Raw genomic sequence first — 24,176 nt, 5'->3', positions numbered from 1 at the left:
ATCCCTCTTAAACAGGCTGCCACTCTGCATGCAGCCGAAGAGGAGTGTCATACTGCTTAACAGAGTATGTTGGCATGCTAACAGCCCCTGACCTTTCCATTTTGTTCACGTGCGAGTAACGAGCAAAGCGATGATTAAGTGGCCCTGGAAAACGAACGACGCTGGTCGAAATATGGCGCTGCCCTGGGATGAGGCTCTGGCGATCCCCGTGCTGGCGAATCTCTTGCCTGAAGAGCAATCAAAGCTGATTCAGCTGGCCGAGCGTTTTTTACAGCAAAAACGGCTGGTGCCGCTACAGGGCTTCGAACTGGATCCGCTCAAAAATTCCCGCATCGCCCTGCTCTTCTGCTTGCCGGTGCTGGAGCTGGGTATCGAATGGCTGGATGGCTTCCACGAAGTGCTGATCTACCCGGCGCCGTTTATCGTCGATGATGAGTGGGAGGATGACATCGGGCTGGTGCACAACCAGCGTATGGTGCAGTCCGGGCAGAGCTGGCAGCAAGGGCCAATCATCCTCAACTGGCTGGATATTCAGGACTCGTTCGATGCCTCGGGCTTCAACCTGATCATTCACGAAGTGGCGCACAAACTGGATACCCGCAACGGCGATCGCGCCAGCGGCGTGCCGCTGATCCCGCTGCGTGAAGTCGCGGGATGGGAGCACGACCTGCACGCGGCGATGGAAAACATTCAGGATGAGATAGACCTGGTGGGTGAAAGCGCGGCCAGCATTGATGCCTATGCCGCGACCGATCCCGCCGAGTGTTTTGCGGTACTGTCCGAGTATTTCTTTAGCGCACCTGAGCTTTTCGCCCCACGCTTCCCGGCGCTGTGGCAGCGTTTTTGCCAGTTTTATCAGCAGGATCCGCTCCAGCGTCTGCGGCAAAGTGAGGACGCAGCCAGCACCTCCCCTCATCCGTTCCACTAATGTTTAAGGGGTACGATCGGTCGATCGTACCCACAAGCTCACCGCGAGAAACAGCAGCGCCATTCCCCATGCGGCAGTAATCAAAAACTGCTCACCGTAAACGCGCGTCACCACGGGTACCAGCAGCGCGCTGGCCCCGTACCCCAGCGTATGGCTGGTGGCGATCACCCCTGCGCCTTTGCCCGTCGTCAGCCGATCGTTGAGCAAAAGCTGGTATCCCGGCGTTGCCATGGCGGCCCCCAGCGAAGTGATGACAATGCCCACGTAGAAGAGGGCTAAACTGGCGAGACACATCAGCCCAAGACCCGCCACCATCAAGACCGCGGCAAGTAAGAGTAAAACTCTCGGGGTAAAATGCTGCGGGCGTACCACCAGAAACTGCGCCGCCAGGGTCGCCAGCGCGGCCAGGCTCAGCAGCAGCGCGACATGATGGCTGATTTGCACGGCATCGCCATTAAATAACGGATGAAGATGCGGCGATAAACCAAGCTGCATCAGGCTGACCAGCGCCGCCAGCAGCAGCGCCAGCACCAGGAAAGGCAGCATGGAGGCCTGTAACCGCGTCGACTGGTGCGCCACCGGCGGCAGCGGGGGATCGGCGGCTTCGCGCAGCACCAGCAGCAGCGCGATCAACGGCACCAGCGCCATCAGCCAGAGCGGTGCGACCGGGCTGACGCTGAGCATCAGCGCGGCCAGAGGCGGTCCCAGCAGACGCCCGCAGCTCAGGCCAGAGCTTATCGTCGCCAGCGCCGCCATCCTTTTATCCAGCCCCGCGCGTTGAATGGCCCACGTCTGGGCCGCAGGCACCAGCCCTGATACCGTCAGGCCGTACAGCATGCGCGACAGCACCAGGCCTGCCATTCCCCAGAGGGCATTCAGCACGCCGTTCGCCATCGCCCAGACCACCAGCGCCATCACGACAAAGCTCGCCAGATAGCCGCCCAGCGAGGCCAGCATAACGATCTTACAGCCGTGCCGCTCGCTCTGGCGTCCCCACCAGGGCGAGGCGGGTAAAAAGAGCATCGAGCCGAACATCAGCAGCCCGGCCCAGACGGAGAGCGACAGTCCGGTCAGGGAGACCAGCTGCGGCAGCATAACCAGCAAACCGTTTTGCCCAATACCTAATAAACCGGCGCCCAGTGCCAGGGGCCAGTTAGCTTTAGGGGCCACAACGTCAGTGAGATTCTCAGTACGAGCGCGCATAAAATTGTGAAGATAATGTCAATAAATGTGTGGAAATTATGAAGTTTATGAAAACAAATATTGCAAAAATAGTTGCCACTGTAAACAGAATGAATATCATAACGAGAATTATTATCAGTCATGGAATGAGGTACAACTATGCGTACTCTGCCCCGCTCCGCCGGTACAGATGTTGCGGCCCAGTGTTTTTTGAACGCGCTGCTGCGCGAAACGAAGGACTGGCACTATCTTCCCGCAACCCGTGCGGATGAGTTATCACAGATTCATATCCCGCTCTCCCCAACCCAGGCCATTCGGGTTCCGGTACGCTATTTCTCCCCCACACAGCATCACCAGTATCGTTTTCCGGCAACGCTGATTCAGGCCGACAGCGACGGCGGTGACACGGTCACATTCCATCAACTGATTGATTTCATTCTTGAAAAAGAGACGGTAAGAGGCGCTCTGGATGCCGATACGCTGGCTCGCTTTAAGCAGCGCGTCCAGGAAAGCCATACGCACACCTGGCAGGCCATTGATTTACGCCACAACTGGGCAAACCTGCGCGATAAGCCGCTGACCTTTGCCGAAGCGGAACAGGCGCTGCTGGTCGGCCATGCTTTTCATCCTGCCCCAAAGTCGCACGAGCCGTTTAACGAGGCCGAGGCGCGCCGCTATCTGCCGGATTTCGCCTCCCGCTTCCCGCTGCGCTGGTTTGCGGTTGAGAGCACGCTGGTTGCCGGTGACAGCCTGAACGTCTCCCTGCGGGAACGTCTGCTGCGCTTTGCAGCGCAGAGCGCGCCGGCCCTTCTCGGTCACTTCACCGACACCTGCTGGCTGCTGCCGATGCACCCGTGGCAGGCCGACTATCTGCTGGAGCAGGACTGGTGCCAGCGTCTGGTAGAAAAAGGCGCCCTGCGCGATCTGGGCGAAGCCGGTGCGCAATGGCTGCCCACCAGCTCTTCCCGCTCGCTGTACAGCGAAACCAACAGCGACATGATTAAGTTTTCCCTGAGCGTGCGGCTGACCAACTCCGTGCGCACGCTGTCGGTGAAAGAGGTTAAGCGCGGCATGCGCCTGGCGCGGCTGGCGAAAACGGCACGCTGGCAGGAACTTCAGGCGCGCTACCCGACCATGCGCGTGATGCAGGAGGACGGCTGGGCGGGGCTGTGCGATGAGCACGGCGTCGTTCAGGAAGAGAGTCTGATGGCCCTGCGCGTCAACCTGCTGTTCGATACCCCTGAAACGCAAACCAACGTGCTGGTGAGCCTAACCCAGGCCGCGCCGGACGGCGGCGACAGCCTGCTCGCCGCGGCGGTGCGTCGTCTGAGCCAGCGTCTGGATCTCCCGCTCACCCAGTCCGCGCGCTGCTGGCTGGACGCCTACTGCGACCGGGTATTGCTTCCGCTGTTCAGCGCCGAGGCGGACTACGGTCTGGTCCTGCTGGCGCACCAGCAAAATATCCTCGTTGAGATGCAGCAGGATTTCCCCGTTGGGCTGATCTACCGCGACTGCCAGGGCAGCGCCTGGACCGAAGGGGCCGACGCGTGGCTGAAAGAGGCAGGTGAAACCGAGGTGGAAAACCGCTTCGGTGAGAGCCAGCTGCTGCGCTACTTCCCTTATTACCTGCTGCTGAACTCTACCCTTGCCGTCACCGCCGCGCTCGCCGCTGCCGGTTTCGACAGCGAAGAGAACCTGATGTCCCGCGTGCGTGACGCGCTGGCCGAACTGCGCACGACGGCGAAGCAGACCCGCTGCCTTGATTATGTGCTCGACAGCCCGACCTGGAACTGCAAAGGCAACTTCTTCTGCTACCTGCACGATCGCAACGAAAACACCATCGTCGATCCGGCGGTGATCTATTTCGACTTTAGCAACCCGTTTTATAAGGAGAAGGCGTGATGGCAAACGCGAATATCGTCCATTCCGGCTACGGCTTTCGCTGCACGGCCACGGAACAAAACCTGCCGCTGACGCTGGGTCTCGACGGCAGCGCGGTGCTGGAGCGGCTGACCGGGCTCCCGGACGGCTGGCTGGTGGACGCCCTCGACCAGCTGTTTGTTGCCGCGCCCGCCCTGACCGGCATTACCCTGCCGTGGGCAGCCTGGCAGGATGAACCTCAGGCGCAGGCGCTGTTTAGCCTCGTTCACGGAGATTATCTGGCGCGTGAAATTTTCTGGCAGCTGCCGCTGTGGCTGAAAGGCGAACGTCCGCAGGCGAGCGGCGAAATGCAGTTTGATGAAAGCCGTCAGCTGTACTTCCCGCTGCGCCCTCACCGCCCGCAGGGCGAGGTGTATCGCCGTTACGATCCGCAGATTAAGCGCACCCTGAGCTTCCGCGTGGCGGACGTGGCGCTGGACGGCGAGCGTTTTACCCGCTGGATGAACAACCCGCGCGTAAATGCCTTCTGGGAAATGGCCGGTCCGCAGGCCGAGCAGGAGAACTACCTGCGTCGCCAGCTCGACTCGACTTATTGCTACCCGGTGATCGGCTGCTTTGACGATCAGCCATTCGGCTATTTTGAACTCTACTGGGCGGCAGAAGACCGCATTGGCCGCCACTATCGCTGGCAGCCGTTTGACCGTGGGCTGCACATGCTGGTGGGCGAAGAGAACTGGCGCGGGGCGCAGTATATCCGCAGCTGGCTGCGCGGCCTCAGCCACTATCTGTATCTCGATGAACCGCGCACGGCGCGCATTGTGGCGGAACCGCGCTTCGACAACCAGCGTCTGTTCCGCCATCTGGCGTCCGCTGGTTTCGACACGGTGAAAGAGTTCGACTTCCCGCACAAACGCTCCCGTCTGATCATGAGCGAGCGTCATCGCTTCTTCCACGAGGTGGAACTGTGAACGCACTCTGGCAGAAAGTGAACCGTGAGATGGTGGCGAAGATCCTCGCCGAACTGGAATATGAACGCACCCTGCGCGCCGAGCCGGTTTCAGCGGACTACTGGCGCATCACCATGGGCAACGCGTGCTGGCAGTTCCGCGCCACGCGTGGGATCTGGGGCTGGCTGCATATTGACACTGATACCCTGACCACCACCAGCGGCGCGGCGGTCGAAGCGGAAAACGCGCTGCTGCAACTGGCCAGCGTGCTGGAGATGAGCGACGCGCAAACGGCGGAGCACATGGAAGACCTCTACGCCACGCTGCGGGGTGATATGCAGCTGTTGCAGGCGCGTGAAACGCTGGATGCCGATGCGCTGATCCACCTCGACCCGGACGAACTACAGTGCCTGATGCGCGGTCACCCGAAGTTTATTTTCAACAAGGGGCGCCGCGGCTGGGGGCTGGATGCCCTGCGCCGGTACGCGCCGGAATATCGCGGGCGTTTTCGCCTGCACTGGGTCGCCGTGCAGCGCGAGCGTCTGGTCTGGAGCAGCGACGCCGATTGCGATATTAACGCCCTGCTCGCCAGCGCCATGGACGATGCCGAGCGCGAGCGGTTCGACGCCCGCTGGCAGGAGCTGGATCTGGACGACAGCTGGCTGCCGGTGCCGCTGCACCCGTGGCAGTGGCAGCAAAAAATTGCCATTCATTTCCTGGCGCAGCTCGCGCGCGGTGAGATGGTAGAACTGGGTGAGTTCGGCGATGAGTATCTGGCGCAGCAGTCCCTGCGCACGCTGACCAACGCCAGCCGTCGCGCGCCGTATGACATCAAGCTGCCGCTGACCATCTACAACACCTCCTGCTATCGCGGTATTCCGGGCAAGTATATCGCCGCCGGTCCGCTGGCCTCGCGCTGGCTACAGCAGCAGTTCGCCAGTGATGCCACGCTGATTCGCTCCGGGGCGCAGGTGCTTGGCGAACCCGCAGCCGGATATCTGTCGCATCCCGGTTATGCCGCATTGCCTGAGGCGCCGTACCGCTATCAGGAGATGCTGGGGGTGATCTGGCGCGAGAACCCATCCTGCTATTTACAGGATGGCGAACAGGCGGTGCTGATGGCGGCGCTGATGGAAACCGATAACCAGGGCCGCCCGCTGATTGACGCGTGGATCAAACGCTCGGGGTTAACCGCTGACGCATGGCTGGAAAAGCTGTTTGAGGCGACGGTGATCCCCTTCTATCACCTGCTCTGTCGCTACGGGGTGGCGCTTATCGCCCACGGCCAGAACGTCACGCTGGTGATGAAAGATTACGTTCCGCAGCGCATTTTGCTGAAGGATTTCCAGGGCGACATGCGCCTGGTGGATGAAGATTTCCCGCAGATGCAGAGCCTGCCGGAGCAGGTAAAAGCGGTGACGGCGCGCCTCAGCGCGGATTACATCATCCACGACCTGCAAACCGGCAACTTTGTCACGGTGCTGCGCTTTATATCCCGCCTCACCCTGCAATGCGGCGTGAGCGAAACCCGCTTCTATCAGATCCTGGCGCTGGTGTTACGTCGCTATATGGCCGCCCATCCGGATCTTGCGGCGCGCTTCGCGAAGTTCGACCTGTTTAAGCCGCAGATTATTCGCGTGATCCTCAACCCGGTCAAACTGACCTTCTCTGAACACGACGGCGGCAGCCGCATGCTGCCGAACTACGTCTGCGATCTTGATAACCCTCTTTTTCTGGTCTCCCGGGAGTCAGCGCAATGAAAACCTATGATTTCATCGGCATTGGTATCGGTCCGTTCAACCTCAGTATTGCCGCGCTGGCAGAGGGGCTGGACGGTTTTAGCTCGCTGTTTCTTGAACGCAAGCCGCACTTCTCCTGGCACCCGGGGATGATGGTGCCGGACTGCCACATGCAGACCAGCTTTCTGAAGGATCTGGTCAGTGCCGTGGAGCCAACCAACCGCCACAGCTTCCTGAACTATCTGGTACAGCGCAAAAAGTTCTACCGTTTCCTCACCACCGAGCAGCGCACCGTCTCGCGCGAGGAGTTTGCCGACTACCTGTGCTGGGCGGCGGATAACCTCACGAACCTGGCCTTCAGCCAGCAGGTACAGCAGGTCCGCTTTGATGAGCAAAACGGTCTGTTTGAGGTCGTGACCCAGCGGGATCGCTTCCTGGCGCGCCACGTCTGCGTGGGGATTGGGAAGCAGATCAATCTCCCAGACTGCGTCACCGCGCAGGACGATACCTGCTTCCACGCCAGCGAAATGATGCTGCGCACGCCGGATTTAGCGGGCAAGCGCGTCACCGTCGTTGGCGGCGGCCAGAGCGGTGCGGATCTGTTTTTAAATATCTTCCGTGGGGAATGGGGCCAGCCGCTGAGCCTCAACTGGGTGTCGCGCCGCAACAACTACAACGCGCTGGATGAAGCCGCGTTTGCTAATGAGTATTTCACGCCGGAGTATGTGGACAGCTTCTCGACCCTCGGTGACGACGCCCGACGTCAGATGTTGCAGGAGCAGAAGATGACCTCCGACGGGATCACCACGGAGTCGCTGCTGGCCATCTATCGCGCCATGTATCACCGCTTCGAAGTGCTGCGCGAAAAACCCTGGGCGCACCTGATGCCGTCCCGCTCGGTGACGGCGCTGACGCGCCAGGAAACCGGACATCGCCTCAGCATCCAGCATCACCTGGACGGCGGGCGCGAACAGCTGGAAAGCGACGTGGTGATTTTCGCCACCGGCTACCGCGCTGTGCAGCCCGCGTTTCTCGCCTCGCTCTCTTCCCGACTGCGTCTGGATGAGGATGAAGCCTTCTGCATCAACAACGATTTTACCCTTGAATGGGACGGCCCGCAGAGCAACCGCCTGTTTGCCGTCAATGCCGGGATGCACCGTCTCGGTATTGCCGAACCCCAGCTCAGCCTGATGGCCTGGCGCGCGGCGCGAATTCTGAATCGCGCCCACGATGACGAGCCGTTTGAGCTGGCAACCACCCCCGGCGTGATCCACTGGCGGAGCACCACCAGCCCGGAGAGCAGCCAGGTTTTTAAATCATTAATGAAGACCACCGAGTACTGACACACACATTCAGGATCAACATAACAATGAAACGTTCTCATCTTTGGGTTTTAAATCCGTGCTTGCTTGCCATGCTTTCTACCTCTGCGTGGGCGGAAGAACAAAAGGAAGAAGATATTGTGGTCTCCGCCAGCCGGGCACATCGCAGCGTGGCAGAGATGGCGCAAACCACCTGGGTTATTGAGCGGGCGGAAATTGAGCAGCAGGTTCAGGGCGGGAAAGAGATTAAAGACGTGCTGGCCCAGCTGATCCCCGGCATGGACGTCAGCAGCCAGGGACGTACCAACTACGGCATGAACCTGCGCGGTCGCTCCATGATGGTGATGGTGGACGGCGTACGTCTGAACTCGTCCCGCAGCGACAGCCGCCAGCTCGACTCTATCGATCCGTTCAACATTGACCGTATCGAAGTCATTTCCGGCGCCACCTCGCTGTACGGCGGCGGCAGTACCGGCGGTCTGGTGAACATCGTCACCAAAAAAGGCCAGCCGGAGACCGAAATAGAGTTCCAGACCGGGGCAAAAAGCGGGTTTAACAGCCATAACGACCATGATGAGAACGTATCGGCAGCCGTGAGCGGCGGCAATGACAACGCTTCTGGCCGTCTGTCGGTCTCCTATCAGCGCTACGGCGGCTGGTATGACGGCAACGGCGACGAGGTGATTATCGATAACACCCAGACCGGCTTGCAGTATTCCGACCGTATCGACGTGATGGGGACAGGCACCATCAACATCGACGAACATCAGCAGCTCCAGTTAACCACGCAGTACTACAAGAGCGAATCCGACGGCAAGCACGGCCTGTTCCTTGGGGAGAATTTCGCTGCGGTCACGGGCGATGCCAAAGCCTATAACAAAGACAACCTGAACTCTGACCGTATCCCGGGCACAGAGCGTCACCTGATCAACCTGCAATACTCGAACACCGATTTCTGGGGTCAGGATCTGGTTGCGCAGATTTACTACCGTGACGAGAGCCTGACCTACTACCCGTTCCCGACGCTGAGCAAAGGCGCGGTGACCAGCATTGGCGCATCCCAGCAGAAAACCGATTTTTACGGCGGCAAGCTGACGCTGAACAGCAAGCCGATGGACGACCTGACCCTCACCTGGGGTGTGGATGCCGACCACGAAACATTCGATGCCAACCAGCAGTTCTTTGACTTAAGCAAAGCGGCGGCGAGCGGCGGCATGGAGCTGGACAACGCCTACAACGTGGGCCGTTATCCGGGTTACAGCATTACCAACCTCGCGCCGTTCCTGCAAGCCAGCTATGACATTGACGCCATCACCCTGAGCGGCGGCGTGCGTTACCAGTACACCGAAAACAAGGTGGACGATTTTGTCGGTTACGCCCAGCAGCAGGCAATCGCCACCGGCAAAGCGACCTCCGCTGACGCGGTGCCGGGCGGGAAAACCGACTACAACAACTTCCTGTTTAACGCCGGGATCCTTGGACGTCTGACCGAACAGCAGCAGCTGTGGTTTAACTTCTCCCAGGGCTTCGAAATTCCGGATCTGGCGAAGTACTACGGCTCCGGCACCTATCAGCTGGTCGATGGTCACTATCGCCTGCAAAACAGCGTCAACGTGAACGACTCAACGCTGGACGGGATTAAGGTCAATGCTTACGAGCTGGGCTGGCGCTTCACCGGCGATAACCTGCGTACCCAGGTGGCGGCGTACTACTCGCTCTCGGATAAAACCATCACCATCAACAAGAGCGACATGACCATCAATCTGGAGGACGACAAACGTCGTATCTATGGGGTTGAAGGCCAGGTGGACTATTTCTTCACCGACAGCGACTGGAGCACCGGGGCGAACTTTAACGCCATCAAGTCCGAAACGCGTGAAAACGGGAAATGGGAGAAGCTGACGGTCGACAGCGCCAGCCCGTCGAAATCCAGCGCATGGGTCAACTGGGCGCCGGGCGACTGGACGCTGCGCGTGCAGAGCACACAAACCTTTGACGTGTCTGACGCCGATGGTAAGAAGATCGATGGCTATAACACCGTTGATTTCCTCGGCAGCTACGCCCTGCCGGTGGGGAAAGTCAGCTTCAGCGTGGAAAACCTGCTGGACAAAGACTACACCACCGCCTGGGGCCAGCGCGCACCGGGGCTGTATAGCCCAACCTACGGCGCACCGGGTCTTTATACGTATAAAGGCCGTGGACGTACGTTTGGTCTGAACTACTCCGTACTGTTCTGATCCTGCGCGCCGCCTGCCTGCGGGCGGCGCGATTTGCTGTGCAATTTGAAAGCAAATTTGCTATTAAATCATCGGTTTGCTGAAATTGTCGGCAAACGAACAAAAACGGTGTTTTCCCCTTTGACAAGGCGCACGCAGGTCGATAATATGCGCCTCGTTCACACGATTCCTCTGTAGTTCAGTCGGTAGAACGGCGGACTGTTAATCCGTATGTCACTGGTTCGAGTCCAGTCAGAGGAGCCAAATTTGAAAAGCCTGCTTTTAAAGCAGGCTTTTTGCTTTTGTGGGTTACAACACAAACTCGTAATGAGAACCATCGGGCAGTTCTACATCCAGCCGTAGCTTCCCTCCGGCGGCCTCAACGTAGCGTTTCAAAGAAGAAAGCTTAATATCGCGCCCTGCCTTTTCCATGACGGCGACAGTAGGTTGTTTAATACCCAACGCCCTGGCCATATCTACCTGCGTTTTTTGCACTTTTTCACGTAACTCGGCCAGATGGATATTGAGCAAAATATCCGTTGCCATTGCCTGTGCGCTGGCAACAACCTCAGGTTTTTCATCTGCAATAAGCTGCTCCAGGGTTCTGCCCATCGCGTTAATTCCTCTCTTTTAATGTGTTCAGCCAGCGAGTGTATTCCCGATCCGCAACGAGGAGCATCTCATCGTAAAATCGCCTTTCATTACCGATCTTATTGCCCGCACACAGTACAATACCCGTACGGTTCGGATTGAAAGCGAAAAATGCCCTCAGCGGATCACCCTTACTCTGGATACGCAATTCTTTCATGTTGCTGTGGCGGGAGCCTTTCAGCGTATCGGCATACGGTCTGGACAGACCCGGTCCCTTTTCCCGCAATACAAGTAGCGCGGCCAGTACGCTGGCTCTCTCGCTATCGTTTAATGAGGTGAACCAGTCGTCAAACCTGTCCGTAGTTTTAATCGCCCACACGGGACCTCCTTGTGCAACATAGATCAAAAACTATATAGATGCAAAACTATATTGCCGATTATGCAGACAGAATGGCTGTTATGCAGGCTAAGGTTGCAAAATATGGAAGCCGTCTTCAGAAATAAAGGCGAAACAGGGTGAAGGGGGAATACAAGCCCGGAAAGCGCAGCGCAACCGGGCAGACGCGTAGTTAAATCTGATAATCAATCGCCACTTCTTCCGGCTCCATCACCTGGCGTTTGATCTCATCCACGGAAAGCCCCGCATTGCATAGCTCAATAAAACGCCACACGTAGTTACGCTGAAGCTGTCCGCGCTTTAGCCCCAGCCAGACGGTGTTCGCATCGAACAGATGACGCGTATCCAGACGCACCAGATTTCCGGCTTCATATTCGCCGCCAGACTGCTCGGCCACCAGGCCAATCCCCAGCCCTAACTCGACGTAGGTTTTGATCACGTCGGAATCCTGCGCGCTCAGCACCACGTCCGGGGTGAGCCCTTTACGCTTGAATGCTTCATCAATGCGCGAACGTCCGGTAATGCCCTGCCGGTAGGTGATAAGCGGCCATTTGACGATCTCTTCCAGCGTCAACGGCGAAACCTGATTCAGCGGGTGATCGGCGGGTAACAGCAGGCTGTGGTGCCAGCGGAACCACGGGAACGCCACCAGCAGCGGGTCGTTGCTCAGCCGTTCACTGGCGATACCGATATCGGCCCCGCCGTTATGCAGCAGCACTTCAATTTCCTGCGGCGTGCCCTGGATCAGTTCGAGACGTACGTCCGGGAAGATCTCACGAAATGCCTTGATAACCGTCGGAAGACTATAGCGCGCCTGCGTATGGGTGGTGGCGATAGTCAGCACACCCGAAGCGTCGTTGGTAAAGAGATCCGCCAGCCGACGAACGTTGCTGGCCTCGTTGAGAATGCGCTCAGCGATGGTCAGCAATGCCTTGCCTGGCTCGGTCATACCCAACAGGCGCTTGCCGCGACGGATAAAAATCTCAATGCCTAACTCCTCCTCCAGCTCGCGGATATGTCGGCTGACGCCCGACTGAGAGGTGTAAAGCATATTGGCGACTTCGGTCAGGTTGTAATCCCGCCTGGCCGCCTCACGAATAATTTTAAGTTGCTGGAAATTCACAATTCACTCCGGCGCATCTGACATAAGGCTATTGTTAGAGTCAGCCGGGCTGGAGAACAAATAATAAAAACCAGCATCTTATGCTTATTTGGAATATCAGCTGACGAGTTGCAGCTCGCGATTTTCCAGGGACGGCTTACTGACCAGAGACATCAGGATCTCTTTCACCGCCTGCGCCTGCGGTGAAAGGGAGCCGCGCGCAGACATATTCAACGACAGCGGTAAGCTCATGGATGGCGTGGTGATGCGGGCCATCCAGCCGTTCGCCGCGCTGCACAGTGAACGTGCGGCAGACTCGGGCAGAACCGTTACCCCCATGCCGCTGGCAATGGCGGCAGTCAGCGTGGAAATAGAATCAATCTCGCCGATAATTTTGGCCGTCAGACGGCGCAGCGAGAACGCTTCGTCAACACGCACGCGCACGGCACTGTAGTCACGCGGCAGGAACAGGTTCATCTCTGCCACAGCGGTTAAATCAATGCTCTGGCCGGGGCAATCACGGGTACCGACCAGATAAAGATCTTCCTTCAGCAGCGGCTGGCTGGTGATCCCGGCAACCGGGGAGCGATCGTACAGCACCGCCATATCCAGCTGACCGTTGAGCAGTTTGTCATTGAGCACGGAACCACTGTTCTCATGCAGATAAACCAGCACTTCCGGTAGCTCCGCGCGCACCGCCTGTAGCAGCGGCATGGTTACCGACGATGCAGCCGTTCCCGGCGCCAGCCCGATGGAGACATGGCCACTCAGGGTCTGCCCCACATTGTGCACGGCCAGCTGCGCCTGTTCACACTGACGCAGGATCGTGCGGGCATGGGTATATAAAATTTTTCCCGCTTCGGTAGGCGTTACGCCGCGCTTGGTGCGGATCAACAGTTGCTGGTCCATTTCGCCTTCCAGAGTCGCGACCTGCTGGCTCAGCGCAGGCTGCGCGATATGCAGCACTTCAGCCGCCTGGGTCAGGCTGCCGATATCGACGATTTTTACGAAGTATTTCAGTCGTCTTAAGTTCATGTTGCCCCCTGTTCGAAAATAGCGTGCCGGTAACGGCTGTGTTGTTAAACAGGTTTTGCAATATGGATGCCAGTTTTTTGCAGCGGGTGTATGTCTCCGCTAAGCGGTTGAAAATAAGGAAAGCCAATCACTGATGCCTGTTTTGAGACGGGGACAACGGTTTCCGATCTGCCCCATTCGGGGTATATCTGCACAATAATGGTGCATTCCGTTGGCAAAAACGTCACTTTGCTGGTTTTGTCAGCAAACAGTTCAAAGTCGGCGATCCATCCTTTGACAAGGCGTACGCAGGTCGATAATATGCGCCCCGTTCACACGATTCCTCTGTAGTTCAGTCGGTAGAACGGCGGACTGTTAATCCGTATGTCACTGGTTCGAGTCCAGTCAGAGGAGCCAAATTTGAAAAGCCTGCTTTTAAAGCAGGCTTTTTGCTTTCCTGCGTTCGGTCAGTTTGTCGGGTGGCGCTGCGCTTACCCGACCTACGGTACTCAAGGCCCGGTAAGCGAGGCACTACCAGACATAGCAAGCTTCACCGGTATCCCCGACCGCCGTTCCAGCTCAGCGCCCGCCCCTTCACTTATCAGCTGCGTCTTTTGCGTGGCCGAAATGGGTAGCGGCACCTTATTTGTCGATTCAAATTCCGCGCGATTGCGTGAAAGCGGCTCGTGAACCTCTACCCAACGGCTACCGTCCGGCTCGGTGGTTACTTTTACGGGCTGATCGATAAGCTGTACCCGCGTCCCCACCGAAACGTTATCGAACAGGTATTTGATATCGTTATTACGCAGGCGAATGCAGCCCTGGCTGACGCGCAGACCAATGCCGAAATTTGAGTTGGTACCGTGGATCGCGTACAGCTTGCCGATATAGAGGGCATACAGCCCCATCGGGTTATCCGGCCCGGCGGGAACGAACGCGGGCAACGTTTTCCCCTCTTTCGCGTAAGCCCGTCGCGTATTTGCCGTGGGTGACCAGGTTGGGCCTTCTTGTTTGCGCTCAACGGCGGTTACCCAGTTACGCGGCGTTTCGCGCCCGGCCTGGCCGATGCCAATAGGCAGCACCTCAACCGTGTTGCTGCCGGGTGGATAATAGTAAAGTCGCATTTCCGCGACGTTCACCACAATCCCCTCGCGCACCGTTGGTGGCAGAATAAGCTGCTGCGGCACCACCAGCTGTGTTCCGGCTCGCGGTAAAAATGGATCCACCCCCGGGTTGGCTTCCAGCATATTGCTCAACCCCTGCCCGTGCTGCGCTGCAAACGCTTCGAGCGGCAGGGTATTGCCCTCAGGCACGGTGATGGTGACTGGCGCCCCCACCAGGCTGCTGCCCTCGGGAGGGAGGGGGTAGGTTACAGCAGATGCAGCGGGAACCAGAATACCAAGCGTAAAAACGAACGAGGCAAATCGAATCATAGTGTTCTGTACTCAGTCAAAGAGAAAGCCTGCCGGTGGGCAGGCTTAGCCTGCTCATTCAGTCATCTTTTCGTCGTGCGCCATCTCCGGGTAAGGACTTTTTCTGCTTCAACAATCATGAACATCGCAAACCCAATCAGGAAGGTGATGATCCAGTAGCGGAACGGTAGCGCTTCGGTACCGAACAGCATTTGCATGAACGGCGCATAGATGATCAGAAGCTGAAGGGCCAGCAGCACGCCGCTCACGATCCATATCCCCTTGTTAGCCAGCAGACCTTTACTCAGGGAGAAGCCGTCGGTGACGCGGCAGTTGAGCATGTAAAACCACTGGGCGGTGACCAGCGTTTGCAGCAACACGGTGCGGATGAACTCCGGAGAGTAGCCGCGAGGTTGCAGCCAGGCCTCCAGCACAAAGGCGCTGATGGCAATCATCAGGCCGACAAACACCACTCGCCAGATGGCATAACCGTCCATCACATGCAGGTTAGACTTACGCGGCGGCCGGTTCATGATGTCCTTCTCACCCGCTTCAAACGCCAGGCCAAACGACAGCGTTGCCGAGGTTGCCATGTTCATCCACAGGATCAGTACCGGCGTTAATGGGATCAGGTTTCCCGCCAGCAGGGCAATAATGATCAGCAAGGCCTGGGCGATGTTGCTCGGGATAACGAACAAAATGGTCTTTTTCAGGTTGTCGTAGACCCGACGCCCTTCATGGACCGCCCGGGCAATGGTGGCAAAGTTATCATCCGTTAACACCATATCGGCGGCTTCTTTGGTGACTTCAGTACCTTTGATCCCCATCGCGATGCCGACATCCGCCCGCTTCAGCGCAGGCGCATCGTTCACCCCGTCCCCGGTCATCCCGACCACTTCCTGCTTACTTTGCAGCGCCTGCACCAGGCGGAATTTATCTTCCGGGCTGGTTCGGGCAAAGATATCGTATTTTTGCGCCGCCTCGCTCAGCTGGTGGTCGTCCATCGCCTCCAGCTCGCGCCCGGTAATGGCGCTCGCCGCGTTGCCAATACCCAGCATCTGTCCAATGCTCATCGCCGTTTGTGGATGATCCCCGGTAATCATTTTCACGCGAATGCCCGCCTGCAAGCAGTCGGCAATGGCCGAAATGGCTTCCGGGCGCGGGGGATCCATCATGCCCGCAATGCCGAGCAGTATGACCCCCTCTTGCAGATCCGCATGCGTCAGCTCGCGCTGCCCGCTGGCGGCCGGTTTCCAGGCCGCAGCCACCATGCGCAATCCCTCGCGCGCATACTCTTCAATCTTCTCTTCCCAGTAGTGCAGGTTGAACGGCTCCAGCCCGTTTTGGGTCTGCTGGTGCTGGCAAAGACGGAAAAGGACGTCCGGCGCACCGGTGATTAACATCACCTCTTCGTCACCCAGGCGATAGAGGGTGGACATGTATTTATATTGCGAATCGAATGGGATTTTACTGCGCAGTTCGGCGTCAATTGCCGGAAGCGGGATTTTGGCGGCCAGCACCTTCAACGCGCCTTCGGTGGGCCCGCCGGTGATTTTCCACAGCCCCTGCTCATCTTTGATCAGCTGGCTGTCATTACAGAGATCGACGGTGCGCAGATAGCGCTCCAGCACAGATCCCTGGGTCACGGTGACCGGTGTCGGATCGTCAACGGGGTGAATCGCGCCCACCGGCTCATAGCTGTCTCCCTCCACGCGGTAGGTGGTGTCCGCGGTAATCACCGCTTTTACCGTCATCTCATTCATGGTCAGGGTGCCGGTTTTATCCGAGCAGATAACCGTCATCGCCCCCAGCGTTTCCACGGTAGGCAGCTTGCGAATAATCGCCTTACGACGCGCCATCGCCTGCACGCCCAGCGAGAGGATAATCGAGATAATGGCCGGTAATCCTTCCGGCACCGCCGCCACCGCAAGGCTAATCAGCGACAGCACCAACTCTGATACGGGCATATCACGGAAGATAAGACTGAAAACGAACAGCGCCAGCATCATCACCAGAATGGTGATAAAAATGGTCTTGCCGAGCTTGTCCATTTGCACCATCAACGGGGTACGGTGTTTTTCAATGTCTGACATCATCTGGTTGATATGGCCGAGTTCGGTCTCCCCACCGGTCGCCACCACCAACCCTTTTCCCCCGCCGGAGCTGACGGTGGTGCCAGAATAAAGCAGGTTGTAACGGTCGCCTAACGGCAACTCCCCGTGGAGCGCATCGCTGCTTTTCTCCACTACCGTGGATTCGCCGGTGAGAATAGCTTCTTCCACCCGCAGATTGTGCGCCTCTGTCACACGAAGATCGGCAGGAATGCGATCCCCGGCGCGTATCACGACGATATCTCCGGGCACCAGCGCTGTCGTCGGGATAGTTTCATGGTTGCCCTGCCGGATGACCACAGCCTCGCTGGAGAGCATATTGCGAATACTTTGCAGCGATTTCTCCGCATTACTCTCCTGAATATGGCCAATCAGGGCGTTAATGATGGCTACCCCAAGAATGACAAACATATCCACCCAGTGTCCCATTATCAGCTTCAGCAGCGCCGCCGCCAGAAGAACGTAAATGAGAACATCGTTGAAATGGGCCAGAAAGCGCAGCCAGCCAGGTTTACCCGGTTTTTGCGGTAAGGCATTTTCGCCGTATTTTTCCAGCCTGGCGGTCGCTTCTGTACTGCTGAGTCCGTCGAGGCTGGATTGGATATTTGTCAGGGTTTCATCAACGGTCTGTTGATAATACGGGCGGTGAGGCTTTTCTGTTATCATCGTTCCTTCCTCAGGTTCTTTTCAGAAATCACCTTGCTTTCATGTCATTAACGAATAACGAAAACAGGAACATGCGCATAACGAACGATACTCGCCGCCTCTGACCCTAATAAATGGGTTTGAATATTGGGATTACGCGATCCCACAATAATCGCACCGACGTTAAGTTCATCCGCCAGTTTGATTACCTCATCACGTATATTCCCGCTGCGAACATGAAGATGGACATTCGCTTCCGGCAGGTTGATTTTTTTTACCAGCGCAGCCAGTTTTTCTTTAGCATTATTAATCATATATTCATCCATCTTTCTCGCGTCTGCAATAAAACCGCGGGTCAGTTCTGCCGAGAACTTTGGCATAACGTACAGCAGATGGACATCACCCGATGCGCTTTGCGCCAGGAATTGGGCATGCTGTAGCGCTTTGTCAGACAACGCTGTTTCGTATACGTCCACCGGCACCAGAATCGTTTTATACATATCAAGCATCCTTTTTTATAACCAACACAACAGTGAGTGAATCAGGAGAGATCGCATCAACCCCATGGGTACAGGCGCGAATGCCTTTTACGGAAAAAAGGAATGGATGCTATTAAACGTAGCACAGGAATATCAGGATGTTATTCAAAGGAGATACGCTATCGTAACGCTTGTTTCGCCTGAGTATGTCACGCCACTAATAATGGTTATTTAACATTTATTTATTCACCGACTATGCTCATAGTCAGGCATGCAACACGTTCATTCTCTTTATCCCGCGCCACCTTCAACCTCATGGAGGAATGCATGTACGGTTTAAGCCTGATTCGCCTTGGTTTGTTTATTGCGCTCGCCATTATCGCCAGCACAGCAATCGGTCTATTTACCTATGTGGTCGTCTCGGCCCTGGCAGAATAGCGCCACCCCAGCATTGATGACGAAATAAATAAAACAATTATTATCAGGGGAATACTGTGAAGCGCTACCTCTCTCTTCTGCCTGCTGTTTTATTGCTGCTGACGGCGTGCGATCCGAAACCCGACCGCGCCGCGCCCCTGCCGAAAATGGTAAAAGTCGCAGAGGTGGTCAAGGCCGGCAACGCGCAGCAGCGCGTCTTTCCCGCCCGTATCGAATCCGGCGACGCCACGGATCTCGCATTCAAACGTGCCGGGCAGATTGAGACCCTGGACATTCGCCAGGGTGCCGTTGTCAAACAGGGGCAACGGCTCGCCAGTCTTAACGATCGCGAAGCCCGGCAGCGTCTGAACGACAGGCAAACGGCGGCGACCCTGGCGCAGAGGCAATTCGACCGCTTCCAGACCCTGGCGGGACGCCAGGCCGTGTCGAAAGCCGAGATGGATGTCCAGCGCGCAAACCGCGATTCTGCAAACGCCGCGCTACAGATTGCGCGCGAGGAATTAAGCCAGATGACGCTCGTCGCCCCCTTTAGCGGGACAGCGGCCAGCGTCCATGTGCGAAATCATCAGGTCGTCTCCGCTGGCCAGCCCGTCGTCACATTGACCCGTACCGATCTGCTGGACGTGGTGTTCAGCCTTCCAGAGAATCTGTTTAACACCTTCGATATCCGCAATGCGCAGTACAAACCGGTAGTGAGGATCAACGCCCTGCCCGGTCGCGAGTTTACCGCTGTGTACAAAGAGCACTCAGGCAGTAGCGACAGCAACACATTGACCTGGCAGGTGATTTTAACCATGCCCCGCCCGGATGATTTTCCCGTCGTGGGCGGCGTCAGCGGAACGGTCACCATCAATTTAACCAACCTTCCGGCGGGCGTGGGCAGTGAGGCGCTGGTGGTGCCGGTTGAAGCGGTCTTTAACCCGGATAACCGCCCGCGCAATGAGCCACACGTCTGGGTGGTGACGGGCGAAGGCGATACGTTGCACCTTGAAGATCGTAAGGTCAGCGTGGGGCAAGTCAGTGCTGAGGGGGTCGTCATCGTCGGTGGGCTTAAGGCGGGTGAACGCGTGGTGGCCGCAGGCGTTGGGGAGTTACATCCCAACCAGCCGGTACGTATCTGGACGCGTGAACGGGGACTGTAATGGATATCTCTCGTCAGTTTATCAGCAACCCGGTTCGCGTCTGGCTGACGATTTTGCTGCTGGGCGTAGGCGGCATTATTGCCCTGTTGAACATTGGCAGACTGGAAGATCCGGCGTTTACCATCAAAACGGCGGTGGTGATCACCCATTATCCGGGCGCGTCGGCACAGCAGGTTGAGGAAGAGGTCACTCTGCCGCTGGAAAACGCGCTTCAGCAATTACCTTACCTGGATAACGTCAGCTCCATCTCCTCCAACGGCCTGTCGCAGATCACGGTCAATATAGCCTCGCGCTACCACTCAAATGCACTGCCGCAAATCTGGGATGAACTGCGTCGCCGGGTGGGAGATGCCGCCCGACAGTTTCCACCCGGCGTAGTGACCCCGTTTGTGAATGACGATTTTGGCGATGTGTTCGGCTTTTTCTTTGCCATTTCCGGAGATGAATTCAGCAATCCGGAACTGGTTCGCTATGCCGAGCAGTTGCGCCGGGAGTTGGTCCTCGTACCAGGCGTGGGCAAAGTGGCCATCGGCGGAGCCCTCACTCAGCAGATTAACGTGGACATTTCTCTGAGCAAAATGGCCGCACGCGGGATAACGCTGAACCAGCTTTCTGCCCAGCTCAGCAGGCTGAACGTGGTCTCCAGCGCGGGAGAGATCCCCTCCGGTACTGAGTCAATTCGTCTGCATCCTACCGGTGAATTCGAAAGTATTGACGAGCTGGCCGATCTTATCGTGACCCCGCCGGGCGTTGGGGCGGCTACCCGCTTACGGGATATTGCCACCCTGTCACGCGGGCTGGATGCCTCCCCTGCCAGCATCTACCATGCCAACGGCAGAAAAGCCGTTACCATGGGCGTCTCCTTTATCCCCGGCGTTAACGTGATCGACGTGGGACATGCCCTGGAGGCGAAGCTAGAGCAGATGTCAGCCGAGAAACCGGCAGGCATCCATATCGACCTGTTTTACGATCAGGCGGCGGAGGTCGGTCATTCCGTTAACGGATTTATCATTAACTTCCTGATGGCGCTGGCGATTGTCATCGGTGTGTTGTTGATCTTTATGGGCTTACGCAGCGGGATCATTATCGCCTTTTCCCTCGCCCTCAACGTGCTGGGCACGCTGCTGATCATGTATCTCTGGGGTATTGAACTACAGCGCATTTCACTGGGCGCGCTGATCATCGCCCTCAGCATGCTGGTCGACAATGCCATTGTTATTGTCGAAGGGGTACTGATAGCCCGGCAGCAGGGCTCGTCCCTGATGAACGCCATTAGCGACATTATTCGCCGTTCTGCGCTGCCGCTGCTGGGAGCGACGGTCATTGCCATCCTGGCCTTTGCGCCCGTCGGGCTGTCGCAGGATTCCACCGGCGAATACTGTAAGTCGCTGTTTCAGGTCCTGCTGATTTCGCTCATGCTGAGCTGGTTCTCAGCCCTCACCATTACGCCAGTGCTGATTAAGTGGTGGCTGTTTAAACGAGATGCTGCACCGCCAAAGGCCGACGAAACAGATCCCTATGACAAACGTATCTATCGGATCTATCAGGGGGTACTCAACGCGCTGTTACGGCGTAAAGCGCCAACGCTGGTAGTGATGGCCGCACTGCTGGTCGCCGCCATCTGGGGCTTTGGCTCGGTGCGGCAGAACTTCTTCCCCTCCTCCAGTACGCCAATTTTCTTTGTCGACCTCTGGCTTCCTTACGGTACCGACATTAACTGGACCGAAAAGATGACCGGTGATATCGAGAAAACCATTAACGGCCAGCCTGGCGTGGAAACCACGGTCTCGACGATTGGTCAGGGAAGTATGCGATTTATTTTGACCTACAGCGGACAACGGCAGTACAGCAACTATGCGCAAATCATGGTGAGAATGGACGACCAGCGTAACATCCCCGCCCTGACCCGCCACGTTGATGAATACATCGCACGAAACTATCCGCAGGTTAACGCCAGCACGAAGCGGGTGATGTTTGGCCCCTCCGGCGACAGCGCCATTGAAATACGTATTAAAGGCCCCGATCCCGACAGGCTGCGTCTGATCGCCAGCCAGGTAGACAACATTCTTACGCGCGATCCGGCGACGGACAGCGTCAGGAACGACTGGCAAAACCGCAGCAAAGTGATCCGCCCGCAGTACGTCACCGCGCTCGGACGTGAGCTTGGCGTGGATAAGCAGGACGTCGATAACGCACTGGAGATGAATTTCTCCGGCAGCCGGGCAGGACTGTACCGTGAAGGAAGCGATCTGCTGCCCGTGGTAGTGCGCCCGCCGGAAAGCGAGCGGCTGGACGCCAACCACCTGAACAACGTCCTGACCCGGCAGCAGTATATTCCGCTAAGCAACGTCGTCAGCGGCTTCGCGCTGGAGTGGGAAGATCCGCTGATCCTGCGCCGTGACCGCTCGCGCGTGCTGACCGTGCAGACCGACCCTGACCCGTTGAGCCAGCAAACCTCCGGCGATATTCTCGCCCGCGTGAAGCCGCAAATAGATGCCCTGCCACTGCCTCACGGCTACAGCATTGAGTGGGGCGGGGACGCGGAGAACTCCAGCGAAGCGCAGCAGGGGCTGTTTACCACGCTGCCGCTCGGGTATCTGGTGATGTTTGTGATCACGGTGCTAATGTTCAGTTCGGTGAAAAACGCCGTCGCTATCTGGCTGACCGTGCCGCTGGCGCTGATCGGCGTGACGCCGGGGTTTTTAATTACCGGCATCCCCTTTGGCTTTATGGCGTTGATTGGCCTGTTGAGCCTGAGCGGGATGCTGATCCGCAACGGCATTGTGTTGGTGGAAGAGATAGAACAGCAGAAAGCGCAGCAGGATCAGCACAGTGCTATCGTGTACGCCGCCACGTCGCGCCTGCGTCCCATCCTGCTTACCGCCTTCACGACCGTACTCGGCCTCGCCCCTCTGCTGCTGGATGTGTTCTTCCAGAGCATGGCTGTTGTGATTATGTTTGGGCTTGGGTTTGCTACAATCCTGACGCTGCTGGTACTCCCCGTAATTTACGCGTGTTTCCATCGTAAGGACAAAGCTGAACAACAATGAATGCGACAGGGCTGAATATCATCAAGACGCTGGGCTGTATGACGGCGGTCACCTTTTTCACCATCTACAACACCTGGGATCATTACGATTATGACTATCACTGGATCCTCGGTTTTTTAACCTTCATTTCGACCATCGCCACGCCGTTATTTTTTGTGGTTGCAGGGTATCTGGACGGGCAATCCCGACACGGCACGCGCTGGCAGCTGGATAAGATCAAAAGCCTGGTGATCGTCTTTCTGTTCTGGGTAACGATTTACTACCTGTGGGAGCCCTATCAGCGCGGATATCTGATCCAGCCCTGGTTCGTGTTCGCGTTTATCGTGATTTACACGTTTCACCCGGTGGTGGAGCGGCTCAGTCAGCGACGAATGCTCTTTTGCGGGGTCATTGCCGCCCTGCTGCTTTTCTCATACGGGTACGATTTGCTGTCAGCCCTCTATCCTGATGCCCACGTCCTTTCATTGTCGCCGCAGTATCGCCTGTGGACGTGGCTGCTGTTTTATCTGACGGGGCAGCTCTTTTGCGATCCGCAGATCGCGGCGTGGATCGGCCGCAAAAATGTGGTCAGGGCCGCGGTGATTGCCATACCGTTTATCTATCTCTTCACGTGGTTTTACGAACGGCACTTCTTTTTTGCGCTATTTAAAGCAGACAGAAACGCCTTTATTCTTACCGGATCGCAAATCTACATTCTGATTATTGCTCTGGTGATTGCGGCCAACGGCGTGCGGTTTCGCCGCAATGCGGAGTTTAAAGAGTCCGTGCTGGCCGCCATTAGCAAAACCATGACCGGGGTCTATATTATGCACTACTCGGTGTTTCACCTGCTGACCGCGCTCATTCCGGTGACGTCCCTGAGCACCAAACTGGCTCTGATTGTGCTTACCTTTGTTACGTCGGTCCTGTTTTCGCTGCTGATCCTGTCCAACACAGTAGCCAAAAAAGTGATCACCCTCTAAAAGCCCAGGCGCAGCCAGGCAAACAGCACGTTGCCGTTGTTGTAGGTTCCGGGGATATAGGTGAACTGGACGGTGACGCGCTTATATCCGGCAGAGAAAAGCGGGAAGATAAACGGCAGCGGGACATAGTTGGCAAAGTCGTCGCGTGCCGTGATCCCCGCAGCGGCCCCCAGCCCCAGGCGGAAATCTTTTGCGTTATCCAGATACCAGCCCTTCTCCCAGCCGTAGCCCATCGCGGGCTGCCATTCGTTATGTGAATCTTTGAACATCATGGCAAAGAGCGCGCTCCAGTTGCCCTCGTCGTTGTAGCGAGACACGCCCAGCCCCCCACCCCACGGCATTTCGTTGTAGTTGTCGGTTTTCTCTTTGTCATACATGAAGCGTGCATGCCAGCTCAGAAACGGAAGGTAGAGATCGTAACGATCCGGCTGTTCCCAGGTTTGCGCAATATCGTCCGTTACTGCATCCCACCAGCGGTGAATACGCTGTTCGCCATAGACTTTCGGCTCCGCATGCAGCGGAGATACGACTAAAAACAGGACTACCAACAGAGTAGGAAAGAGGCGTTGCATCGTTATTCCCTCAGCTTACGTCACGCAGCGATCATTATTACTGTAA

The 24,176-nt window shown here is 57.1% G+C and carries 18 protein-coding genes and 2 tRNA genes; 11 read left to right on the top strand and 9 right to left on the bottom strand.

Annotation, left to right across the window (positions count from 1 at the left end):
* Positions 1-130 precede the first annotated feature (130 nt).
* Positions 131-928 carry a DgsA anti-repressor MtfA gene (gene mtfA / locus RHN82_RS18505; RefSeq protein ID WP_017693127.1) on the top strand — a complete coding sequence of 266 codons (798 nt, stop codon included), beginning with the start codon at positions 131-133 and terminating at the stop codon, positions 926-928.
* 3 nt (positions 929-931) lie between these two features.
* Here mtfA and RHN82_RS18500 read toward each other — a convergent pair whose 3' ends face one another.
* A complete protein-coding gene (locus RHN82_RS18500) occupies positions 932-2,131 on the bottom strand; it encodes an MFS transporter (RefSeq protein ID WP_047053539.1) in 1,200 nt (399 codons plus the stop codon).
* Between the two features lie 138 nt (positions 2,132-2,269).
* Here RHN82_RS18500 and RHN82_RS18495 point away from each other — a divergent pair, with 138 nt between their 5' ends.
* The 6 genes from RHN82_RS18495 to RHN82_RS18470 all read left to right on the top strand — a co-directional run bounded on the left by RHN82_RS18495 (position 2,270) and on the right by RHN82_RS18470 (position 10,479).
* A complete protein-coding gene (locus tag RHN82_RS18495; RefSeq protein ID WP_047053537.1) occupies positions 2,270-4,012 on the top strand; it encodes an IucA/IucC family siderophore biosynthesis protein in 1,743 nt (580 codons plus the stop codon).
* A complete protein-coding gene (locus tag RHN82_RS18490; RefSeq protein ID WP_047053536.1) occupies positions 4,012-4,959 on the top strand; it encodes a GNAT family N-acetyltransferase in 948 nt (315 codons plus the stop codon). The genes RHN82_RS18495 and RHN82_RS18490 overlap by 1 nt, the downstream gene beginning before the upstream one ends.
* Positions 4,956-6,698, top strand: coding sequence for an IucA/IucC family siderophore biosynthesis protein (gene iucC, locus RHN82_RS18485; RefSeq protein ID WP_047053534.1), 1,743 nt, complete (start codon positions 4,956-4,958; stop codon positions 6,696-6,698). Before RHN82_RS18490 ends, iucC begins: the two co-directional genes overlap by 4 nt.
* Entirely contained in the window at positions 6,695-8,020 is a 1,326-nt protein-coding gene (locus RHN82_RS18480; RefSeq protein ID WP_047053533.1) for a lysine N(6)-hydroxylase/L-ornithine N(5)-oxygenase family protein, read from the top strand. Before iucC ends, RHN82_RS18480 begins: the two co-directional genes overlap by 4 nt.
* Positions 8,021-8,046: 26 nt before the next feature.
* Positions 8,047-10,236: a TonB-dependent siderophore receptor gene (locus RHN82_RS18475; RefSeq protein WP_047053531.1), complete on the top strand. Its 2,190-nt coding sequence runs from the start codon at positions 8,047-8,049 to the stop codon at positions 10,234-10,236.
* Between the two features lie 167 nt (positions 10,237-10,403).
* Positions 10,404-10,479 (top strand) — tRNA-Asn (locus tag RHN82_RS18470).
* Positions 10,480-10,524: 45 nt separating this feature from the next.
* Here the strand turns inward: RHN82_RS18470 and RHN82_RS18465 are convergent.
* From RHN82_RS18465 to nac, 4 genes are all read right to left on the bottom strand, one after another.
* Complete coding sequence (locus RHN82_RS18465; RefSeq protein WP_017383313.1) at positions 10,525-10,827, bottom strand: helix-turn-helix domain-containing protein; 303 nt, start codon at positions 10,825-10,827, stop codon at positions 10,525-10,527.
* Positions 10,828-10,831: 4 nt separating this feature from the next.
* Positions 10,832-11,185 (bottom strand): type II toxin-antitoxin system RelE/ParE family toxin, encoded by a 354-nt coding sequence (locus tag RHN82_RS18460; RefSeq protein WP_047053529.1) that lies wholly within the window; start codon positions 11,183-11,185, stop codon positions 10,832-10,834.
* A 190-nt stretch (positions 11,186-11,375) separates the two neighbouring features.
* On the bottom strand, positions 11,376-12,326 hold the full coding sequence (gene cbl / locus RHN82_RS18455; RefSeq protein WP_003859532.1) for an HTH-type transcriptional regulator Cbl: 951 nt from the start codon (positions 12,324-12,326) through the stop codon (positions 11,376-11,378).
* 96 nt (positions 12,327-12,422) lie between these two features.
* Positions 12,423-13,340: a nitrogen assimilation transcriptional regulator NAC gene (nac, locus tag RHN82_RS18450; RefSeq protein ID WP_003859531.1), complete on the bottom strand. Its 918-nt coding sequence runs from the start codon at positions 13,338-13,340 to the stop codon at positions 12,423-12,425.
* Between the two features lie 320 nt (positions 13,341-13,660).
* Between nac and RHN82_RS18445 the strand changes: the two genes are divergently transcribed.
* A tRNA-Asn gene (locus tag RHN82_RS18445) sits at positions 13,661-13,736 on the top strand.
* Between the two features lie 92 nt (positions 13,737-13,828).
* On the opposite strand, the gene ldtA is transcribed toward RHN82_RS18445, so the two are convergent.
* From ldtA to RHN82_RS18430, 3 genes are all read right to left on the bottom strand, one after another.
* Positions 13,829-14,752: a L,D-transpeptidase gene (gene ldtA, locus RHN82_RS18440; RefSeq protein WP_047053526.1), complete on the bottom strand. Its 924-nt coding sequence runs from the start codon at positions 14,750-14,752 to the stop codon at positions 13,829-13,831.
* Between the two features lie 62 nt (positions 14,753-14,814).
* The gene (locus RHN82_RS18435) at positions 14,815-17,508 is read right to left on the bottom strand and encodes a cation-transporting P-type ATPase (RefSeq protein WP_047053524.1); all 2,694 of its coding nucleotides are present in this window, start codon (positions 17,506-17,508) and stop codon (positions 14,815-14,817) included.
* 47 nt (positions 17,509-17,555) lie between these two features.
* Complete coding sequence (locus RHN82_RS18430) at positions 17,556-17,987, bottom strand: universal stress protein (protein ID WP_023303952.1); 432 nt, start codon at positions 17,985-17,987, stop codon at positions 17,556-17,558.
* Between the two features lie 473 nt (positions 17,988-18,460).
* On the opposite strand from RHN82_RS18430, the gene RHN82_RS18425 reads away from it, so the two are divergent.
* From RHN82_RS18425 to RHN82_RS18415, 3 genes are read left to right on the top strand one after another with little or no spacing between them, the layout of a single operon-like run.
* The gene (locus tag RHN82_RS18425; protein WP_022648590.1) at positions 18,461-19,546 is read left to right on the top strand and encodes an efflux RND transporter periplasmic adaptor subunit; all 1,086 of its coding nucleotides are present in this window, start codon (positions 18,461-18,463) and stop codon (positions 19,544-19,546) included.
* Positions 19,546-22,596, top strand: coding sequence for an efflux RND transporter permease subunit (locus RHN82_RS18420; protein WP_047053521.1), 3,051 nt, complete (start codon positions 19,546-19,548; stop codon positions 22,594-22,596). The genes RHN82_RS18425 and RHN82_RS18420 overlap by 1 nt, the downstream gene beginning before the upstream one ends.
* Positions 22,597-22,634: 38 nt before the next feature.
* Positions 22,635-23,558, top strand: a complete 924-nt coding sequence (locus RHN82_RS18415; protein WP_161956912.1) for an acyltransferase — start codon at positions 22,635-22,637, stop codon at positions 23,556-23,558.
* Here RHN82_RS18415 and pagP read toward each other — a convergent pair.
* Complete coding sequence (gene pagP / locus RHN82_RS18410) at positions 23,555-24,130, bottom strand: lipid IV(A) palmitoyltransferase PagP (RefSeq protein WP_047053517.1); 576 nt, start codon at positions 24,128-24,130, stop codon at positions 23,555-23,557. The genes RHN82_RS18415 and pagP overlap by 4 nt on opposite strands.
* Positions 24,131-24,176: the final 46 nt, after the last annotated feature.

This window comes from Enterobacter cloacae complex sp. EB5 (assembly GCF_031432835.1).
Lineage (GTDB): Bacteria > Pseudomonadota > Gammaproteobacteria > Enterobacterales > Enterobacteriaceae > Enterobacter > Enterobacter hormaechei_C.
The sequence above is the reverse complement of the archived record's forward strand: the minus strand, read 5'-3'. Positions and strand labels throughout refer to the sequence as shown.